Annotated in this window: 14 protein-coding genes and 1 pseudogene; all 15 read right to left on the minus strand. The window is 67.4% G+C overall.

Annotated elements, in window-relative coordinates:
- Window positions 1-55: 55 nt before the first annotated feature.
- The 15 genes and pseudogenes from eccE to K3U93_RS25140 all read right to left on the minus strand — a co-directional run bounded on the left by eccE (window position 56) and on the right by K3U93_RS25140 (window position 18,717).
- The gene (gene eccE / locus K3U93_RS24450) at window positions 56-1,675 is read right to left on the minus strand and encodes a type VII secretion protein EccE (protein ID WP_071511849.1); all 1,620 of its coding nucleotides are present in this window, start codon (window positions 1,673-1,675) and stop codon (window positions 56-58) included.
- On the minus strand, window positions 1,672-3,336 hold the full coding sequence (gene mycP / locus K3U93_RS24455; RefSeq protein WP_220688569.1) for a type VII secretion-associated serine protease mycosin: 1,665 nt from the start codon (window positions 3,334-3,336) through the stop codon (window positions 1,672-1,674). Before mycP ends, eccE begins: the two co-directional genes overlap by 4 nt.
- A complete protein-coding gene (gene eccD / locus K3U93_RS24460) occupies window positions 3,321-4,847 on the minus strand; it encodes a type VII secretion integral membrane protein EccD (protein ID WP_083009092.1) in 1,527 nt (508 codons plus the stop codon). The genes mycP and eccD overlap by 16 nt, the downstream gene beginning before the upstream one ends.
- A gap of 8 nt (window positions 4,848-4,855) precedes the next feature.
- Window positions 4,856-5,884 carry a MinD/ParA family ATP-binding protein gene (locus K3U93_RS24465; RefSeq protein WP_139796713.1) on the minus strand — a complete coding sequence of 343 codons (1,029 nt, stop codon included), beginning with the start codon at window positions 5,882-5,884 and terminating at the stop codon, window positions 4,856-4,858.
- Window positions 5,885-6,010: 126 nt separating this feature from the next.
- Window positions 6,011-6,841, minus strand: a complete 831-nt coding sequence (locus K3U93_RS24470; protein WP_071509282.1) for an ESX secretion-associated protein EspG — start codon at window positions 6,839-6,841, stop codon at window positions 6,011-6,013.
- Between the two features lie 115 nt (window positions 6,842-6,956).
- On the minus strand, window positions 6,957-7,244 hold the full coding sequence (locus tag K3U93_RS24475; protein ID WP_071509283.1) for a WXG100 family type VII secretion target: 288 nt from the start codon (window positions 7,242-7,244) through the stop codon (window positions 6,957-6,959).
- Between the two features lie 39 nt (window positions 7,245-7,283).
- The gene (locus tag K3U93_RS24480; RefSeq protein ID WP_071509284.1) at window positions 7,284-7,604 is read right to left on the minus strand and encodes a WXG100 family type VII secretion target; all 321 of its coding nucleotides are present in this window, start codon (window positions 7,602-7,604) and stop codon (window positions 7,284-7,286) included.
- Between the two features lie 121 nt (window positions 7,605-7,725).
- Entirely contained in the window at window positions 7,726-8,922 is a 1,197-nt protein-coding gene (locus tag K3U93_RS24485; protein WP_083008568.1) for a PPE domain-containing protein, read from the minus strand.
- Between the two features lie 9 nt (window positions 8,923-8,931).
- Window positions 8,932-9,231, minus strand: coding sequence for a PE domain-containing protein (locus K3U93_RS24490; RefSeq protein WP_071509602.1), 300 nt, complete (start codon window positions 9,229-9,231; stop codon window positions 8,932-8,934).
- A gap of 309 nt (window positions 9,232-9,540) precedes the next feature.
- Complete coding sequence (gene eccCa / locus K3U93_RS24495) at window positions 9,541-13,749, minus strand: type VII secretion protein EccCa (protein WP_083008571.1); 4,209 nt, start codon at window positions 13,747-13,749, stop codon at window positions 9,541-9,543.
- A gap of 3 nt (window positions 13,750-13,752) precedes the next feature.
- Window positions 13,753-15,236 (minus strand): annotated as a pseudogene (gene eccB, locus K3U93_RS24500) (type VII secretion protein EccB).
- Between the two features lie 3 nt (window positions 15,237-15,239).
- The gene (locus K3U93_RS24505; protein ID WP_083008576.1) at window positions 15,240-16,112 is read right to left on the minus strand and encodes a transglycosylase; all 873 of its coding nucleotides are present in this window, start codon (window positions 16,110-16,112) and stop codon (window positions 15,240-15,242) included.
- 7 nt (window positions 16,113-16,119) lie between these two features.
- Window positions 16,120-16,455 carry a DUF2710 family protein gene (locus tag K3U93_RS24510; protein WP_420915366.1) on the minus strand — a complete coding sequence of 112 codons (336 nt, stop codon included), beginning with the start codon at window positions 16,453-16,455 and terminating at the stop codon, window positions 16,120-16,122.
- Window positions 16,456-16,922: 467 nt separating this feature from the next.
- The gene (locus tag K3U93_RS24515; protein ID WP_420915367.1) at window positions 16,923-17,843 is read right to left on the minus strand and encodes a hypothetical protein; all 921 of its coding nucleotides are present in this window, start codon (window positions 17,841-17,843) and stop codon (window positions 16,923-16,925) included.
- Window positions 17,844-17,973: 130 nt separating this feature from the next.
- Entirely contained in the window at window positions 17,974-18,717 is a 744-nt protein-coding gene (locus K3U93_RS25140) for a DUF5631 domain-containing protein (RefSeq protein WP_230981539.1), read from the minus strand.
- Window positions 18,718-18,757 lie beyond the last annotated feature (40 nt).

Raw genomic sequence — 18,757 nt, forward strand, 5'->3', positions numbered from 1 at the left:
CGTCTACACCATCCTCGACGCACATCGTGCGCATCAAATTCACGTTGTCGACCAGCTATGTGGCGAACGACACTGCGACTGACTCAAGGTTGACATAGCGGTTCTCGGCGCGGAACATGTCCATGTCAACCAGCCAGTTTTGGCCCGCCGCAGTGACTTTCACCATCGCACCGCTGACCTGCTCGACGGCCACCTCGAATGCATGCCCGTGTGCGTCGGGAAGCGTGGTGCCGGCCGGCGCGACGGTGATCACGGTGGCCGGCCGGGGCGCGGGCGAGATCGCGATGTCCGCGATATCCGAACCGCCACCGGGTGTACCGCCGCGGCCTGCCCTCGGCCGCGGAACGTATTCGACGACGCTGACGGTGGTGCGCGGCGCGGGCCGCGACGTGCCAACGACGCTCACCGTCGGCATCCGCACGCACGCCCAGCGCTTCATGTCGCGGGTGTGCACGCAGACCCGCTCGCCGGCGCCGGCCGTGCGAATCACGATCCGTTTGGCGATCGCGTCGTCGGCGGCCACGAATACCCTCGACAGCTCGCCGGCGTCGGTCACCGGGATCATCAGCCGGTCGCCGTTGCTCAGCTTGCCCACCAAGACACCCGACGGCCCTACCTCGACGATCAGGCGTTCCGGCAGCGCGCTGCGCCGCAGTCCGCGCAGGTGTGGACGCGGACCGCACATGTTGGCGGCCGCCGCGGCGGCTTGCTCCCCGTCGAGGCGGCGCAGGATCACGCTGGGTGGACTGTGCGCCCGCGTGGGCGTGCGCACGGTGATCGTCGCGGTGCACGTCCCGCCCGGGTACACCGTCACGTTCTGGATGACCTCGTCGACCCGCAGCGTCCATGCCTGCGCGAGCGCGTGGGAGGCGATCGCCTCGGCCGGGTAGGCATACGTCGTCATCCACCCGGCTTCCCCGCGGATGGCTTTCCACTTCTGCGTCTTACCGGACACCGCGTCCCACCCGAGCCGGCGATCGAGCTCGATCAGGTCGGTCGCGGTGGCCACCTTCGCGCGCAACCCATGACAGCGCAGCAAGCCGGCGATCCGCTGGGCCGCCGAAATGGCCGACGCCCCAAGGGTTGTGCGCCACCGCAACGCATGCGTGTTATCGATCACCGGCAAACGAATGATCAACCACGTTTCGCGCCGGCCCGCATACGGCGGGGTGCCGATTTCGGCGTCATACACCCGCGGATAGTCGCCGACGTTGCCGCACCGCGACCCGACCGAGACGACGCTGATCGAGTCGAGCTCCAGGCCCAGCGGGTGCTCCAGCATCGGCACCAGTTCGACGACGTCGATGACATTTTCGGTCTCGACGCTCACCGAGCCGGTCACCGTGGTGGCCCGGTGCGCCCTGCCGAGCAGCTGCACCGCCACCACCGCCACACCATCCTGCACGCGCACCCCGCCCCCGGATCGGTTGCTGGCCACCGTAATTGGGTCACTCCAGCTGATCGGCCGCCGGCCCCGCAGCCCCAGCACCGCCCACGACCAGGCCGGCTGGCCCCGCCACCGGACGAACACCAGCGTGGCGCCCACCGCCGCGGCCACGGCGGCGCCAAGGTAGCCGCCGGCCGCCCAGCCCGCCAACGCGAGCAAGAACACCGCCAACACGCCGACGACCCGCCGATTGCTGCCCGGACTGAAGCCGGTCAGCCGCGACCTCATCGCGCCCTCCGCAGCCGTGCCCCGATCGCCGCCACGAGCACGCCGGCGACCACGGCGCCGAGGAAGCCGAGGGCGATGTTGCGTGCCCGATGATCCGGCGGCGGCGGAGGCGTGGCCGGGGTGATCACCCGGCTCTGCGCGCCCGGGGGCATCCGGTCGCCGGCCGGGATGTTGAACGTCAACGCGGCGACCGGATCCACCAGCCCATAGCCCACCTGGTTGTCGACGCCGGCCGGTGGATTGTGCGCCGACTGCACGATCCGGTTGATCACCTGATGTGCGCTGAGCTCAGGGTATTTCGCGCGTACCAGCGCCGCGACGCCGCTGACGTAGGCCGCCGAGAAGCTGGTGCCCCAAAACGGCATGTTTTTCTCGCCCGGCTTCGAAGGCGGGTACGCGTTGACCGGCCCGCCGCCCTGCGGCGACAGACCCATGATGTGGGTTCCGGGCCCCGCCACGCCGACCCAGGGACCCGACATGCTCTTGTCGATCGGGGCGCCGCCGGCATCGACGCCACCCACCGACAGGACATAGTCGGAGAACCACGACGGCGACGAGATGACTTTGACCTGATGCCAGTCGCGCGGATCCGACGGGTCCAGCGGGTCATACATCGGGTTGTTGTCGCAGCCGGCTTCCCCGTCGTTGCCGGCCGCGGCGACGATCACCGCGTCCTTGACCGTTGCCGCGTACCACACCGCCGCGCCCAACGCCCGCTGGTCGGTGGAGGACTCCGCAGGCAGGCACGAGGTCACCGAAATGTTGATCACCCTCGCGCCCATGTTCGCCGCGTGGACCACGGCCCGCGCCAGGGTGTTCAGCGTTCCGGCCTTGACCTTCTCCTCCGAGTTGGGGTCGGCCGGGGCCGGATTGACCGGCTCGAAGGCTCGCGAGGACTGCCGTATCGAGATGATGGTCGCGTGGGGAGCGACGCCCACCACCCCGTCGGGGGCCCCCGGCGGGGGCGGCGGCACCGCGGGTTCGTCTTCGGTCTGCGGGTCGGGCGGCCCGTTGGAGGGCGCCATCGCGCCGGCCTCCGGCGGGGGCGGCGGGGGCGGAGGCGGAACGATCTGGGTGATCGTCACCGGCGGCGGGGGCGGGGGCGGCGCGACCGGGGGCGGGAGCTCCACCGGGGGCGGGGCGGCCCCGGTGGCCGGCGGCGGCCCGGCCGGCGGGGGGAACGCCGGCGTGGCCGGCATCGGCCGCGGCATCGGCAAAAGCCCTTGCGGCGCAGCCCCAATGATGGCGCCCACCACCGTGCCGTGGGCGTCGCAGTCGGACAGGCCGTCCTCGCCCATGATGTAGTCACCGCCGGGAACGGCCGGCAATCGCGGATTGGGGGTGATCCCGGTGTCGATGACCGCCACGGCCACCCCGTTGCCGGTGCTGTATTGCCACGCGCGGCTGATGTTGAGCAGGTCGAAGCCGGGCGCCGTTTGCGACACGTCGGGGGTTTTCACGGTGATCGGCGCCGAGCAGCTGTTGGCGCGCCGCATCGGCTGATCCGGCCGCGGTGGCCCGTCGGGAGGCACCGCCGCGGGATCCACTATGGGCGGCGAAATCGCTTGGGCCGCAGGAATGTTACCCGTAACCGCGATCAGGGTCAGGGCTGCGAAAACCGCGGCGGCGCGGGTACACACCGACATCAGTGGCGAAGCCACGTGAACAGCCCTCCCAAGGCCGCGGCCGCCGGCAGCAACACGATCATGGCCAGCACCTCAAGCCATTCCACCGTCAGCCGGATCAGCGGCCGGAACCGTGTCGCGGGCACCAAAAGCGCTGCGGCCAAACCCAATGCGGCGAAGGCGACCACCAGCGCCACCGGCCATATCAGCGCGGTCTCGAGATTTCTCGGCCCGGCGAGCGCGTACTTGACGACGCCGGCGCACACCGCCGCACATGCCCCGCACACCAGCGCGACCGCCTGGTATCTGGCGGCGAAGCCGCGGCCCTGGGTGATGAAGATGCCGACCACGAGGCCGGCCACCACCAGCGCCAGCCACGCCCAGCGACGACCCGGCGTCAGGACCCCCCACACCGCGACCGGCAGCACGGCCGACACCCCGACGCACAGGCCCGCCTGCACCGCGTTGACCAACCGCGCCGACGCGGCGATCGCGGCGCCGCGGGCGGTGATGTCGGTGAGTTCGTCGTCCTCGTCTTCGGTTTCGTTCCCGCTGACCGGGGAGACCGTGTCGACGGGCATCCCCTCGCGGCGCGCGAATAGGTCGCGTCCCGTGATCGATCCGAAGTGCGGAGGCCGCACCCGCGCCACCCAGAGCGCGATCGTCGGCGCCATCCGCACCAGCACCAGCAGACCGAACAACACGCAGATCGCCAGCACCTGTACCGACACCGGCCGAAACATCCGGGCGGCGGCCACCGCGGCCGCGATTCCGCACACCGTCACGACCGCGGTGGCCGCCGCCGTCTGCCACCGTTTCCGTGTCGCCATGCTGATCGCGACGGCACCCAGGATCACCACCACGAGCCCGATCAGCGCATGGGGTGCGCCCAGCCTCCCGGGCGGCGCGCAGCCACCGGCCACGGCGAGCAAAAGCACTGTCAGCCAAGCGAATCCGCTGAACATGTCGCGCCGCTCGGGCCATCCCCAAAACACCACCACCGTCGCGACGGCGAGCAGCACACCGACACCGCCGGCGACGGCGGCCGGGACCGGGCCGTCGGTGAACGTGCGTTCCCGCAACGTCAGGGCCACCACCACACCGACCGCCATGGCGAGCACCACGATCGCGGTGTGGGCGGCGGTCAGCGCCGTGACCGGCGCGAACATTCGATCGCCGCCGTCGCGGCCCAGCCACTTGCCCATGGCCGCCAATGCCGTCGACAACGATTCGTACTGCGGCTCAAAGGATTCGCCGTCGACCCTGGGCACCAGCACCAACGTGTCACCGTCTTGCACGCCGAGCTCGTCGAGGCTCTTGTTGATGTCCAGGCGCACACCGTTGACCTTGTGCAGCTCGTAGCTGCCCGGCGGCAGCGCCACACCGTCGAAACCTTTGCGCTTCAGGTCGTCGCTGAGCAGCTCGACCATGCCCTCGAAGAATCCCTCGACCGGTGTTCCCGCGGGGAATACCTGAGAGCACAGGTGTTTGTCGTAGGAAATGTTGACCGCACACCGCGCCGGGAAGGCGACCTTATGCGGCTGCAACCTCTCGGTCACTGTTGTGCCCTCTCGGCACCGGCCTCCGGAACATATTTGTCGGCCAATCCCGCGGTAATTTCAAACAGCCGCAACCGCGACTTTTTTCTTAGCTCGTGGACCGTGTCGATGATCCCGCCCTTTGCCAGGTGCGGATCGAACGGCATCACTTCCACGGTCGCGCCGACCTTGGTGAACCGCTCGGTCAGATAGGCCAGCGCATCCTTGTCGACGGCGCTGCCGGTGTGGTTGATGATCACGGTGCTGTGCGAAACCAGCTCGTGATAGCCCTGCGCACTGAGGAAGTCGATGGCGCGCAGCACCGGCCGGGATCGGTCCGCGGTGATCCCCGAGACAAACACCAGGGTGTCGGTGTTCTCCAACACGGTCTTCATGACGGGATGTTCGAGGTCGGGGGCGGTGTCGACAACCATGACGTTGTGGGTTCGCCGCAACCGCGCCAATACCCCGGCGAACATTGCCGGCACCAAGGGCCTGGGCTGGTCCGACGTCCGGTTTCCGGCCAGCACGTCGAGCCCGACCACGTTTTGCCCCAGGTGTTCTCTGATGTCCGCGTAGCCCTGGACGTCGGTGTCGTTGATGATGGCGGTGTAGTCGCCGGGCGGCGACTCGTCGATCCGGTCGGCCAGGGTGCCGAAACCCGGAACCGCGTCGATCGCGATCACGTTTGTCGGGCGGCACTCGCGGAAGACGCCGCCGATGCACGCGGTCATCGTCGTCACACCCACGCCGCCCTTGCCGGAGACCAGGGTGATCACAAATTGCCGCCGGATATGCCGCCGAATGCGTGCCCTTAATTCACGATAATGCCGTTCGCCCGGCGATTCACCGAGATTTATCTTGTGGAACGAAATGTTATAGATGAATTTTCGCCAGCCGGAACCCGGGGGAATTTTTCGGGGGGCGGCTAAATCGGTAATACGCATAGTGTCCGATACCGAATCCCGGTGGCGCACCGCCGGCGGATCCCCCCGCCCAAGCCTCTCTTCATCAAACATATTGGGGTCATTCCAAGGGGTCGTCACGACCGCGATGCTAACACGATTGACGATAGGTCGTTTACGCGATCACTAATCCGTGAAGTGCATTACAAGCGCGTTAGGCTTTGCTATTCCCAAGATTGGTTGTAACGGCCGGTTTAACCGCGTCCGTCAGACCACGCGCCGGTAGGAGTACCACTCTTCGCCCGCCGGCAGATTTCGGATGAGCCGCTGCACCGCCACGCCGATGTCGCTGCGGGAGCCCGGCGACAGGACCTGGTAACGGCGATTGCCCGAAGTCACACCTTCGACGCATAGCCGGCCGGCCGGGGTGTCGACGATGGCCACGGCCGACTCCCCGATCGCAAGACGGGCCGTCTTCTCCGGGCCGACGCCGGCCTGTAACGCCACGATCGCCGCATACGCCGAGCGCGCCGGATCGGTGGCCATGGTGACGATCTGCAGCTGGTCGACATCCAGGCGCTGGTTGATCAGAAACGATTTCAGGCTATCGGCGTCATGCACCGACGCCAGCAGCTCCTCGGTGTCCACGGTGACCGGCCGCAGCGGCGCCGCTTCGGCGACGCCGCACAGCCGCTCGACTTGACCCACCACCAGCTCGGTGGCCGCGGCCTCGTCGCCGGCGGAGCCGGCCGGGTAAAGACGCACCAGATCGCCATGGCGCTCCAGGACCACCCACCAGCTGGCGAACCGGCAAATGGCCGCGCGCGTCGGCTCGCGGCCGGGCACGTTGATGTGCAGCAGCAACCCGAGGTCGCGCCGCAAGAGCACGGTCATCCATTCCCGGATCATCGGATCGGCGTTGCCGGCCTCATCGAGCGCGCCGCACGCCGTCAGCTCGGAAACCACCGGGTGCCGCAGCGCCAGGTCGGCGGTTTCCAGCCGCGGCAGCAGCGGCCGCAAACCGAGCTCGGGGCATAGCTGCTCCACCCCGGTCACCGCTTGCAGCATCCACAGGCCGTCGATTGTCGTTGTCAGCACGCCACTTTCACCTCAAGCGGGTCGTCGGACACCAAAGGTGGGGCACTCGCGGGTATCGGTGCCCCACCTCGGTCGCGGCCCGGTTGGCGCCGCCGGCGCCGCGGGTTGTGGAATTTCAGAACAGGCCGTGAATTTGCTGGTCGGTGCTGATCGCGGCGTCCAGCACGTGGTTGGTCGTCTGACCGTGCTGGCGCACGGTGTCGATGAGGCCCTGCAGTCCCGACAGCATTTGGTATTGAGCGTCGAAAAATCCCGTGGCGCCATGGCCGGCGAAAAACTCTTGCAGCGCATTGGTCTTGTTCGAAACGTCGGTGTGAATGGCGTGGAGTTGGCCGGCGCGGGAACCCACGTCCGACGCGAAGTCGGCGACGGCGCCGGGGTTGTAAGTGATGGGATCGTCCATGGCGAAGTTCCTTTCAGGAATGAAATATCGGGAGAATCACTAAACGTTTTGGGCAGCGCCGCCGAACAAGGATTGAAACGCGGTTTGCGCGTCGGCCTCGTGCCCCTCCATCAATGCCGCGGCCTGCGCCAGGCCCTCGGCCAGACGTGTGCCGCCCGTCAGGATTTTGCTCAGGTCATTCGAAACTTCCATGGCGGTGACGTGGGAGGCGATGACGCCCCCACCGGACCAGGTCGCCGGGTTCATCACGTTTTCCTGGTTAGCCAGATAGCCCTGGGCGATCGAAAGTGCGTGCTCCATGTTCGCCTGAATGTCATGGGCGGTGCTACGCAGCAACTGCGGTGTCACCTTGATTGTCACTGTGATTACTCCTTATCCGATTAGGCAGGTCCCCAATTGATTCCCGTTTGGTCCCGGGGGCATGCGTCGAAGTGTATGGGCGCTATTCCGTTGTGTCGATTCACCCGTTGAGCAGGCCGTTTCAGGCTCTTTCGTCGACGACGCGCACGGTGGCGGGCTGCTCGGATTTGTTGTGGGATCCGCGGTGCCCGCCGGCCGCGTGGCCCACCGGCATGCCACCGATCCCGGTACCACCCGTCGTGGTCGTCGTCTGCGGGCGCACCGACTCGGCGCCCAACGCGCCGCTGGGACGCAGCCCCACCGGTCGGCCGCTGCTTACGGGCTCGAAGACGCTGACGGGACGGGTGAAGCTGGTCGCGGGCACGCCCGCGCCGCCGAGTGACGCGCCACCGCCGCCGGCCGCCCCCGGCGCCGCGGAAATCCCGCCGACCGCCGACACCGCGGAGGCCGGCGTGCCGGCGCCCGCCCCGAGTCCGGCGCCGGGGCTTGCGAACATGCCCATCATCGAGGATGCCGGCTGCAGCGCGCTCATCGGCGCCTGCATCAGTCCCGCGGGTGCTTGCAGCACCTGCGGGACGGTGCCCATCATCGACTGCACCGGCTCCATGAACTTGCCGACCTGCCCGCCCACATCCTCGCCGGCCGAGGTCGGTGCGCCGGCGCCGTTGGTGACCGAGGACACGCCCTGGTAGGCCGCGCGCATTCCGTCGCCGGCGGCGGCATCGCCCGCCGCCTGGCCGATCGCCGAGGCCGCCTCCGCCGGGGCCGCCGGCGAGGCACCCATGGCCGCCACCGGCGGGGGGATTGCCAGGCTTTCGGCCAGCCCGGCCAGAATCCCGCCGTAGCCGGCGCCGACCGCGGAGTTGTTGGGCCACATCACGCCGAAATATTCGGTGTCCAGCGAGACGATTCGCGGGGTCAGCGTCCACAGCACACTCGGATTGGCGATGTTGTCGGCCGCCGATTCGTCACGGTTGGCGTTGCACTCCGGAGCCGGACGCATGCCGGCATAGGCCGTCTGGTACGCCGAGATTGCGGCCGCCACCACCGCCGGCTTCACGTCCACCCAGCCGGCCAACCCGTGCAGCGAGGCGTTGAGCATGGTGGCGCTGGCGGCCGAACCCGCCGACCCCGCCCCCAGCCAGCTTGCGGAGGTCACGGCGGTGTTGCTCATCGACGCGCTCGCCGAAGCGTGATGGCTGGCGCCCAAGGCGATCCACGCCGCGTGATTGGCCAACATCGTGGCCACACCGGTCCCGGTCTTGATCAGAAGATCGTTCGCTTCGGGTGGACGCGCAGCCCACCCCGGGTCAGGCATAAGCGCCGCTTACAGCCCTAGCGCCAAGCCGCGCGCCGCTTCGGTGGCGGTGTAGACGCACGACGCGACGCTCTGCGTCCCGGCGAACAATCCGCGCTGAAGGGAGTGCTCCTGGACCACGCCCAGGTAAGCGCCGCCGCAGGCGCTCAGCGCGGTGTTGAACAGCGCCGAGTCGGGGTCATTTCCCATCGGCGTCGTGCCGACCAGCGCCGGCGCGGCCGCCGCGGCCGCCGACTCGATTTCCGCGCTGATCGCCGATTCGGCTCCAGCCGATGCCAAGACAGCCTCTGGCTGTACGGTCCACGACATATTTCCTCCGAACGTTCTCGCAGTCGCATGTCCTGCGAATGATCGGCCAGTCTAATGCCTGCTAACCGATCGCGTATTCACAAGTTTTATCCGCTGGGCCCGCCGGCTTCAAATTCGTCTCGTGGTCACATTCGGGGAAGCTACACGTGCGTCGCTTGCGTACCTACTGCCACTCGCCGCGCAAAGATCGCTATTGCCACTTCTACAACGCCTGTCGCGCCTTTGCTCAACCCCGGGATTAGCGCCATCGAATGTGAAAATGTCCGTTTTCGCAGACCTATTGCCGCGGAACGCATTCGATCGCGTGCTCTATTGCACGGCCATGGACGGCAGGCCGACCAGAATCCCCTCGACATCGGTGTCGTCGGTGACCAGCAGTCCACGCCCGGGGGGTAGCGCCTGGGCGCGAACAAACCTGTTGATCTTGTTTTGCGGATCGTTGTCCATATAGAGCTGGGCGACCTTCGCCGAGGTTTGATACCTCCACCACGGATCCATCTGCAGCGTCGCCCAGTTGGTGCTGTTGCGCGTCGTGAAGACGTGCAAACCGATCTGCCGGGCGCGTTCCATCAGCTTCCACAGCGCCGCGCCGGCCGGCGCCGTTGCCGGGTAGCTCTGCGTTTGCGCCGGCCGCAGGTCTTGGACATCGTCGATGAGCACGAAGTGGCGCGTCCCTTCCCACGGCTTGAGCGCACGCAACTCCTCTTGGCTCAAGCCTTTGGGAGGCAGCCGCGGCAGCAAGATGTCCTGGGCCAGTTCGGTGATCACCCGATCGATCTCGTCTTGGTCATAGGCGTAGGCGCGCACGTAGCCCGGGGCGTGCAGATCCCGTAGTCCGTGCGGGGCGGCTTTGGGATCGATGAGCGTCAGTTGCGCCTCCTCCGGGCTAAACCGGCTCATCACCGCCTCACCGATGGCCACCAGCGACAGGCTCTTGCCGCAGCCTTGCCGGCCCAAAATCATCACGCCGGGGCTCTCCGACAGCCTGATGGGAACCGGACCCAGCTCGTGGCGCTCGCCGATCGCGAAAGCGATCGACAGGTCGTCGGCGGCATGGGCCTCCAGGATCGCCTTGAGCTCCACGCGCTCCGGCAACCGCTGCAGGACCGCGTGCTTGGTGATTCCGGCGACCTCGGCGATGCGGGCGCCGACGTCGGGGGTGTCCACCACCGTGCGGGTGGCCGGATCGACCATCGCGGGAAGGCCGACCAACAACTCGTGCAACGAGTTCGTCAGACCAAAACCGGGACGGTTCAACGTCCGACGGGCCGCCTCGCGGGACTCGATCGCGACCTCCCCCATCTGGCTCTCGCCCGGTTCGGCCAGCCGCAACTGGATTCGCGCGGTCGCGTTCTGCAGCAGCTTCTGGCGCTGCCCGTGAATCCAGCCCCCCGCGCTGCACATCACATGCACGCCATACTCGGGACCGCGGCTGCTCAACGAGATGATGCGGTCACCCAAGACCGTGTCTTTCGTGTACAGGTCGTCGTAGTCGTCGACCACCACGAAGACGTCACCGAACGGGTCGTTGGGGTCGGTTCCCCCCAGCCCGTCGCTGCCAGCCCCGAACCGACGCTCGCGGAACCCGTCGAGATCGATGTTGGCGCGCCGGAACGCGTCCTCGCGCGCGTCGATCAACGCGTCCATGCTGCTCAGGATGCGTTCGATGCCCTCCGTGTCCTTGGGCGACACGATGTCGGCGATGTGCGGCAGCGACCCGATCTGGGCCATCGTCGCGCCGCCGACGCAAAAGAACGTCACCCGCGACGGCGTGTACATCATTGCCGCCGAGCACATCAGCGTCATCAAAGCGGTCGTCTTGCCGCGCTGCTTGGCCCCCACCACGATGATGTTGCTGCGCAACGCATCGATGGAATGCACCACCTGCTTGGACTCTTCGGGGATGTCCATGATGCCCACCGGGAACACCAGTCCCGGGTTGCGGCCGTAGTCGACGTGCCACGGCTTGCCCCGCCACCCGATCACCAAGGCGTCGACGGGCTCGGGGTTCTCCAACGGCTCCAACCATGGCCGGCGCGGCGCTCGGTGCGGCACCTGTTGCAGCGACTCCCGCAACACGTCCACGATCTTCTTTCTCTTGAAACCGTCTTCGTGCAAAAGGAATTCGTCGGGTTCCTCGTCCGCGGCCGAAGCGGCCTCCAGCGCCGCGGCGTCGGCCTCGTCCAACGGCTGGTACTGCCCGTTGTAGAGCCGGGGCTGCGTCAGGGTCATGTCGACGGTCCTGACCACCTCCCTTCTCTTCGGAACGACGAACGGCGCCGACAGATAGAAGCAACGGAACGGCTCCAGGTCGCGCGGGCCCACCTTCAGCAGCGCGAAACCGTTCTCTTTCGACGGCAGATGGTAGGCGGCGTCGGTACCGATCACCTCACGGCTGTCGTCGCCAGACTCGGCGCGCAGAGCGATCCGAAAGGCGATGTTGGACTTGACCTTTTGCAAAGACGACAGGTCCAGCCGTTGGCCGCCCAGCATGAAGAACACGTTGGCGCCGCGGCCCTCCTGACCAATGTGAATGATCAGATTGATCCACTTTTCGTGGTTGGCGAACAACTCGAGATACTCGTCGACGATGACCAGCAGCACCGGCACCGGCGGCAGATCGCGCCCGGCAAGCCGGATCTCCTCATAGTCGTTGGCGTCGCGCGCACCCACCGAGGTGAAAAGCTCGTAGCGCTGCTTGATTTCACCGTCGATGACCCTGCGCATCCGCTCGGCCAGGTGCCGCTCGTCCTTACCGAGATTCGACAGCGCCGCCACCACGTGGGGGATGCCCAGGATGTCCTGGGCCGCCGACTCGAACTTCATGTCGACGAAGATGACGTTGAACGTCTCCGGTGAATGCGTCAACGCGATCCCGTACACCAGCGACAGGAAGAACTCCGACTTGCCCGAGCCGCTGGTGCCGATGACCACCGAGTGAAAACCGAAGCCGCCGAAGTCTTTAGCGCGGATGATGATGTTCTGCAGCTCGCCGTTGGGTTTGGAGCCCACCGGGATCTCCGCCCACCGCTCGTCGCCGCGGCCGCGCCGTTCGGCCCACAGCCGGTCGACGTCCAACTCGCGGGGGTCGCTGATTCCCAGCGAGCGCAGCAGTTCCGTCGCGCCGCTGGTCGAATCGGCGATCTCGCTGCTGGTGGTCGGCGACCACCGCGCCATCGCGCGCGCATACCGGTAAGCCCGCGGGATTGACAGCTGGTCGGCGTGGGCGAAGAACTTGCCGCCGGCCCGTAGCAGCGGCGCCGGACGCCCGTCGTCGTCCTCGACATCACCGCCGTCCCGGTGGGCTTCGGCCGAACCGTTGGACGCGGCATCGACCGCGGTCGTGTGCCGCTCGCTCATCTCGTAGAGCTGGTCCTTGTCGAATCCCACACCGATGCCGACCCGAGAGGCGATGCGCAGCACCGTGATTCCCGCCTTGCCGACCTGGCCGACCACACTCTCCCATGCCTCGGGGCTGCCGGTGTTGTCGTCGACGATCACCCAGTGCGGGCCCAGATCGGCCGCGGCGGCGCCCTGGCCGGTCTCCAGTGTCGAGCCGATCGTGGTTGGGCTGGCAGTGGCCAGTGGCGTCCACTGGCCACGCTTGCCCTTCATGTGTAGCTCGGCGCCCAGCGCCTGCTCCAGCTCCTCGGGCGTGGCGAACACCAGCCGTCGCCACCCGCACGCGTCGAACAGCTCGTCGTGCAGGTTGTGCGGCAGCCACACCATCCACGACCACAGCTCGGGGTTGCGGGTCACCACCATCAGTTTCACATCGTGCGGGTTGTGAAACACCGCCAGCGAGCACAGCACCGACCGCATCAGCGACCGCACCCGGTTCAAATCCTCACCGACGAAGCTGAACCCCGGCGCCGACCGCAGGTTGACCACCTTGGCGATATCGCGAATCTTGCGCTGCTCCAAGATGAAATCGCGCAATGCCTGACCGGTGACGGGCTCGAGCTCCTCGTCGGAGGAGATGTCGGGCCAGGTCACCGACAACACCGAATCCGGGGCGTGCTGTACACCTGTGCCCAGCCGCACCTCCAAAAAGTCGACATCGCCGCGACCGCGCTCCCACATCCGCGGACCGCCGATGATGGCCCCTAAGCCGCGCGGATCGGAATGCACCGCCTGCTGCCACTTACGCTGCGCACACACCGCGGTCTGGATCTCATCGCGGTTGGTGTCAAGGTCGCGAAGGTAGCGGCGGCGCCCCTTTTCCAGCTCACCCCAGGTGATCTTGCGCGCCCGCCCGAACCGGCCGGAAAAGGCCAGCATGCTAAACGCGCCGATTCCCATCAGCGGGAAGAAGCCCGTCGACAGGCTACGCACCCCGGACACGTAGAGCATGACGATCGTGCCGATCAGCGCCACGATCAGCGCCGGCACGCCGATCATCACCCAAATATTGCGCGGCTCGCGCTCGGGCAGGGCAATCGGCGCATTCGGCGCTATGCGAACCGGTTTCGGCGGCGCGATCTTGACACGGTCGATAGGAAACGCTCTTTTGGACACCCGCTAACCTCCCGCTCTGGCCGATGTCGTCAGCACGGTCACCTGCCCGAGCGCCGGCACCGTGTCGCGCGCCACGAGCGCCGCTTGCCGCGACAATGCCGGCCCCGCAGCAAAAGTCCGCAATAATGGCCACGGCGCCTGCACCGCCGTCGCCGGATCAAGACCGAGCGCACGCAACGTCGAATCGTCGGAGGCGACGCCGAACCGCACGCCGTTATCGGCCACCCAGAACAACGATTCGCGCGAGTCGCTGGTGATCACACCGCTAGTCGACGTCACGAAGTTCGCCGCGCCCGGCAACACCAGCACCTGGTCGGCGACCACCGACGCGGGGTCGCGGTCGTCGCGCACCAGGTGCACGATCCGGCTGTCCATCGACGAGGGAACGGGAAGCCCACGCCCGTTATAGATAACGACTCGGGCCTGCGGATCCGTCGACGCCTTCTCCCAGCCCACGCAGGTGGTCGGATTCGCAGCAGAATCAACGAAATTCAGCCGGCCGGTCGGGTAGTAGTCCACCGGCAGTGAAGTCACTTCGGGAATGTTGACCAGCACGTCCGGGGTCACCGTCCGCGGCGTCGTCGACCCGTAGGAGTTGGCGCTGCGCATCAGATCGGCCACGAAGCCGCCAACCTTTTGCACGCCGTCGGCAGCAGCACATAGAACTGACTGCCCCCGCCGGCCGTTTGGGATTGCAACACCGCACCCACCTGCGAGCCCGGCAGCCATTTCGACGGAGTCCCCGCCTCGGGCACCTTGGGCACGCGCAGCGGCTCGGTAGCGGGCAGCCCATCGAAGAGTGCGCGCGAAATCTCCATGGGGACAGTCACTCCCGGGTCAAGCCCCAGGCTCAAAGTGACCGCCCTATCGGCGGGATTGACCTGCGAGCGCTTGCCACCCCAGATCACATACGTGGCGCTCTCAAACGTCACCAAGAGACCGGAATCCTTGGCCATCGGCGTCGCACGGCCACCGGTGAGCTGGCCGGCAACCGAGGTCACCATGGGCTTATCGGCCGTGCGCGGCCGCCCCGCCGTATCGCACACCGCCCACGCCGACACGGCGCCCCGGTTCACCGGCATCGCCGCCGGCGCGCCCGGAATACCGACCAACGGCCCAGTTGGATATTTCGCTATCTCGGCCGGCTTCACCCACGTTGGCTGCCCGGCGTTTCCCGTCGCCAGCCGCGCCGAAGTCAAATTGAGCGCCGGATACAACCGGCCGTCGATACGCGCGTAGATCGCCCCGGAGTCACGGTCGCCGATAATCGCCGAATCACCCACCACACCAATGGGTTTGAGCACATTAAGCAGCACCATCCAACCCGCACCGATGGCCACCAACACCACCGACAATGCCAGCGCCGCGGTCTGCTTGCGGTCGTCGTGTTTCATTCGCACGGAGAAACGCGTCGTGGCTGCCCGCAGCCGCCGGTTGTAAAACAGATGCCCGGAATTCTGGTCGCGGTTCGACAAACTCAATGGCATTGCTCAGTAGCCCCTGGCTTCGCGGCGTGGACCGGCCTGTTGGATCCGATCGGCCAAGTTCGACGCATCGGCGGCGACGCCGTAGTGACCCCGCGCGTAGTTGATGAAGGCACACGCCTGCGCTACCAGGTCGTGAATGCTCGTCGACGTCCCAGGCTGGTGATACGCCGCGAACGTCGGAGCGATGAACTGCCAGGCGCCCTTGCTCGGCGTGCCCTTCGCCGCATTGGAATCCCCATGATTTTCAGCGTTGGCGTCGTAGTTCGACTCGCGGCGAGCAACCAAATCCATGCCGCGCTCCCACCGTGCACGCGCCGCGGGGTCGTGAATACCCTTGATGTCCAAGGCTTCCCGGATCGCGGCCAACACCGCGGCACGCCCATTGCCGCCACCTGCCCGGCCGCGCCGCCCCGCGGATGCGTGCGACCGCAGGTACTGCAGCCGCCGCAACCGCAGCGCCAGCAGCCGCGCCCTCGCCCGCGCTCGCACAACGTGGCCGTGCTGCGCGCGCAACCGCGCGGCCGTCCGAGCCATCGCCTCACGACGCCCCATCGGGGTATCGGCCGCGGGCGTCGCATCGGCCACCGCGGCGTCGAGGACCCGGCGCGTCGCCATGCTCGCGTTCGCCCGATCGGCGCGGGCTTTCGTCACGATGGAGGCCAGCGTCCCATCGGTATCGGCCAGCCGATGCAGCGTCTCCGCCGAGGCCCGCGATCGCGTCGCCGCCCGCGTGGGCAACCCGCCCGCGTTTATCGCCCGCCGTATCCGGTCGGCGCGGGCGCGTGCCTGCGCCGGCGTGGCCCCGATGTCGTGACCGGCATCGGTGCCAGCGAACAGACCGTGGCCCCGGGACAAAGCGGCCACCGCCTGCGCCATCAGAGAATCACTCAACGGTTCCCCCACCGTAATTCCGATCGAAATCAGCCTGCGCTTCTTCACGCAAGGCCTCGAAGACCATGTTCAGCCGGTCCATCAACTCGCGACTCGTGTAGGACGTCATCACGTGCGGGGCCAACGAAAGCCCGGTGAGCCGCCCATCCGAATTACACACCGCATAGATGTCACCCACATCGGCGGTGAAAGTCACCGACTCCTGGGCGGCCAGAACCTCCTCCCACTTTTCGAAATTCGCCTTTAAATCGGCCAAGACCTGGTCGACTAGCGCCTTATCCGCCGCCGCGCCCGGGCGCACCGCATCCGTACCGGACACCTCAGCCACTACTCCCACACCTTCTGGCCCGTCGGCCGTCATCGCTGCGGCCGCAGCAATAGCATGCACCAAACGGCGGTTCGTTCGTCTGGCGATGAGCAACTGAATGGCGTCGACCGCGCCGCGCCGGTAACACGTGCGTGACTATCTCGGCAACAACCGTTGCGCGGCAAAGGGTTTCAGCGATCTGTGCGTGATCCGCGCCGGCCTTGGCGGACGGCGGCCGGCTCGCTAGGCCGCAGGCGACCAAGCCCGCGCCTCTCCACCTAGCCGGCCGCGTTCAAGTAATGGCCACACGGCCATTACCTTAGTGCCGCCAGCAAGACCCGACCACTCACCTTTGCGGCGGCATTAGCCGCCGTCATTAGCTGCCGGTGAGCCAATTAGTTCTCGAAATACAATTCATCCCGGGGAGGGCTTCGGGAGTTTCTGCCGGTGAGCGTCCTGGATCAGGAATCTTCGACGATCGGCGTCGGCTACTCCTGCGCCTCGTCATCCGTCGGCATAATCACGATCCGCCGGTTAGACCTGGTGACGACGGGCGGTTTGCCATCGGCGGACTTCGTGACAGGGGCGCTCGGCGGGACGGTCAAGCGGCCCTTGACCGGCTGGCCGTTGGGTATGCCCGGGACGGTCACCCGCTTTTCGACCGGCTTGTCCTTACTTCCGCCGTCACCGCCGGCACCCAACGCGCCGGGCATCATCGGCATACCGGTCATCCCCATCGGCGCCGCCGGGGGCGGCATCCCCCCAGTCGGCGTCACCATCGCCGACTTGACCGACGCCGCGGCGGGTGTCGTGGGGGGCGAGGATGTCGGCACGGGTGGTGGTCCCAGATAGCCGGTCGGCGTGGTCCCACCAGCGCCGACGCCACCGCCGCCGGAACCGCCAAAACCGGAATCGCCGCTGGTGGCACCGTCCAAGACGGCTTGGTCGCCGGCCATGTCGGTCAACGCGGCCTCCGGCGCCATGCCCGCTTTTCCGGCCGCGCCCAGCAGCGGCTGCAATGCGCTCGTGCCGGCCTGCATCGCCTGCTGCGGAATCTGGGTGATGCCGCCGACCGCACCGCCGATAGCACCTGCGATACCGGACGCCAACTGGGGGATCATCTGCGACAGCTGCTGGAACTGCTGCGTCGCGTCCGCCTCGTTTGCCGGAAACTTCTGCGCGGCATCGAGCGCACGCGCCCTACGATCCAAATCGGCCTGAACGCTGGACGCTTGGTCGCCGGCCACACCGAGATTGCCGGCCGCCGCGAGCCCCGCGGCAGCCTGGTCAGGCGTCGTCGTGGGTGCTGGGGGCATGCCGTTGGGCGTCACCCCCGGCGGCATTAACGGGGTGCTCCCCAGCAGCCCATAGTCCTCTGGAAACGCCGTGACATCACGACCACCCGTCATGATTTCTCCTCAACCCTCACCCAAAGGGCTTCGCAAGCCGCTTGCCTGCCTCGACACGCCAATCGGCCGCTGCCACTTAAGCCATGTCCTAGTGGGTCGCATCGTAGAGCGCCATCGTCTTGAAAGGTAGTCATCGCAGCTTTGCCGAGACCGCCTGGTACCACGCCACGTGGTAGTGCGCCAGGGATTCGTGGCCTCCAATGAGGGCGTCGATGGCCGCCAGGAGCATCCAGTCGGCTACCCGCGACAGGTCGTGTGGATCGTCCAGCGTTTTCTGGTACGCGGACTGCTGCTCCTGCTGCAGCACGTCAAGCTCGTTCTCGGTGACCCCCGTCCCGCGGGTCGCGGCTTGCGCCAAAGTCTGGGCGATCCGCGGCAACCCATTGTGGCGTCGCACGGCCTCGACCAGCGTCGGGCCAAGCTCGTCCACCTCGGGTCCGGTGCGGGCCGCACGGTCACCGGTGAGGGCGGGATCGTCGGGTCCCGGCTTGGCGATAAACCCGTTGGCTTTGTGCGCCGCGGCGGCGGTGACGGCCCCCAGCAGATCGACCACGCTGGCGTCAAATCGACGCAGCGCCGGCTCCAGCAGCCGATTCACGCCGATCGGGATCTTCACGTTTGGCGGGATCCACCCACACGCGATGTCGCTGACCAGTAGCGTTGTGCCGTCCTCGCGCAGGCCGGCGGCCCACGACAGGCCCGGGGCCTGGCGAGCCACCGCGTCGACGAGGCGCTGCAGCCTCTGCTGTTCCGCGGCCCGATTCGAGGCATCGCCGGCGACGGCGCCGGTTGCCGCCGACAGCGCCGATGCGCCAGCCGGAGTCGCCGGGCTTGCCCCGGCCTGTTCGGTCAAGGTCCGGTGGACCGTCGACATCAACGGGCCACCCGCGGAGGGTGACGACGGCGGCGACGGT

This window comes from Mycobacterium malmoense (assembly GCF_019645855.1).
In the GTDB taxonomy this organism is placed as follows: Bacteria; Actinomycetota; Actinomycetes; order Mycobacteriales; family Mycobacteriaceae; genus Mycobacterium; species Mycobacterium malmoense.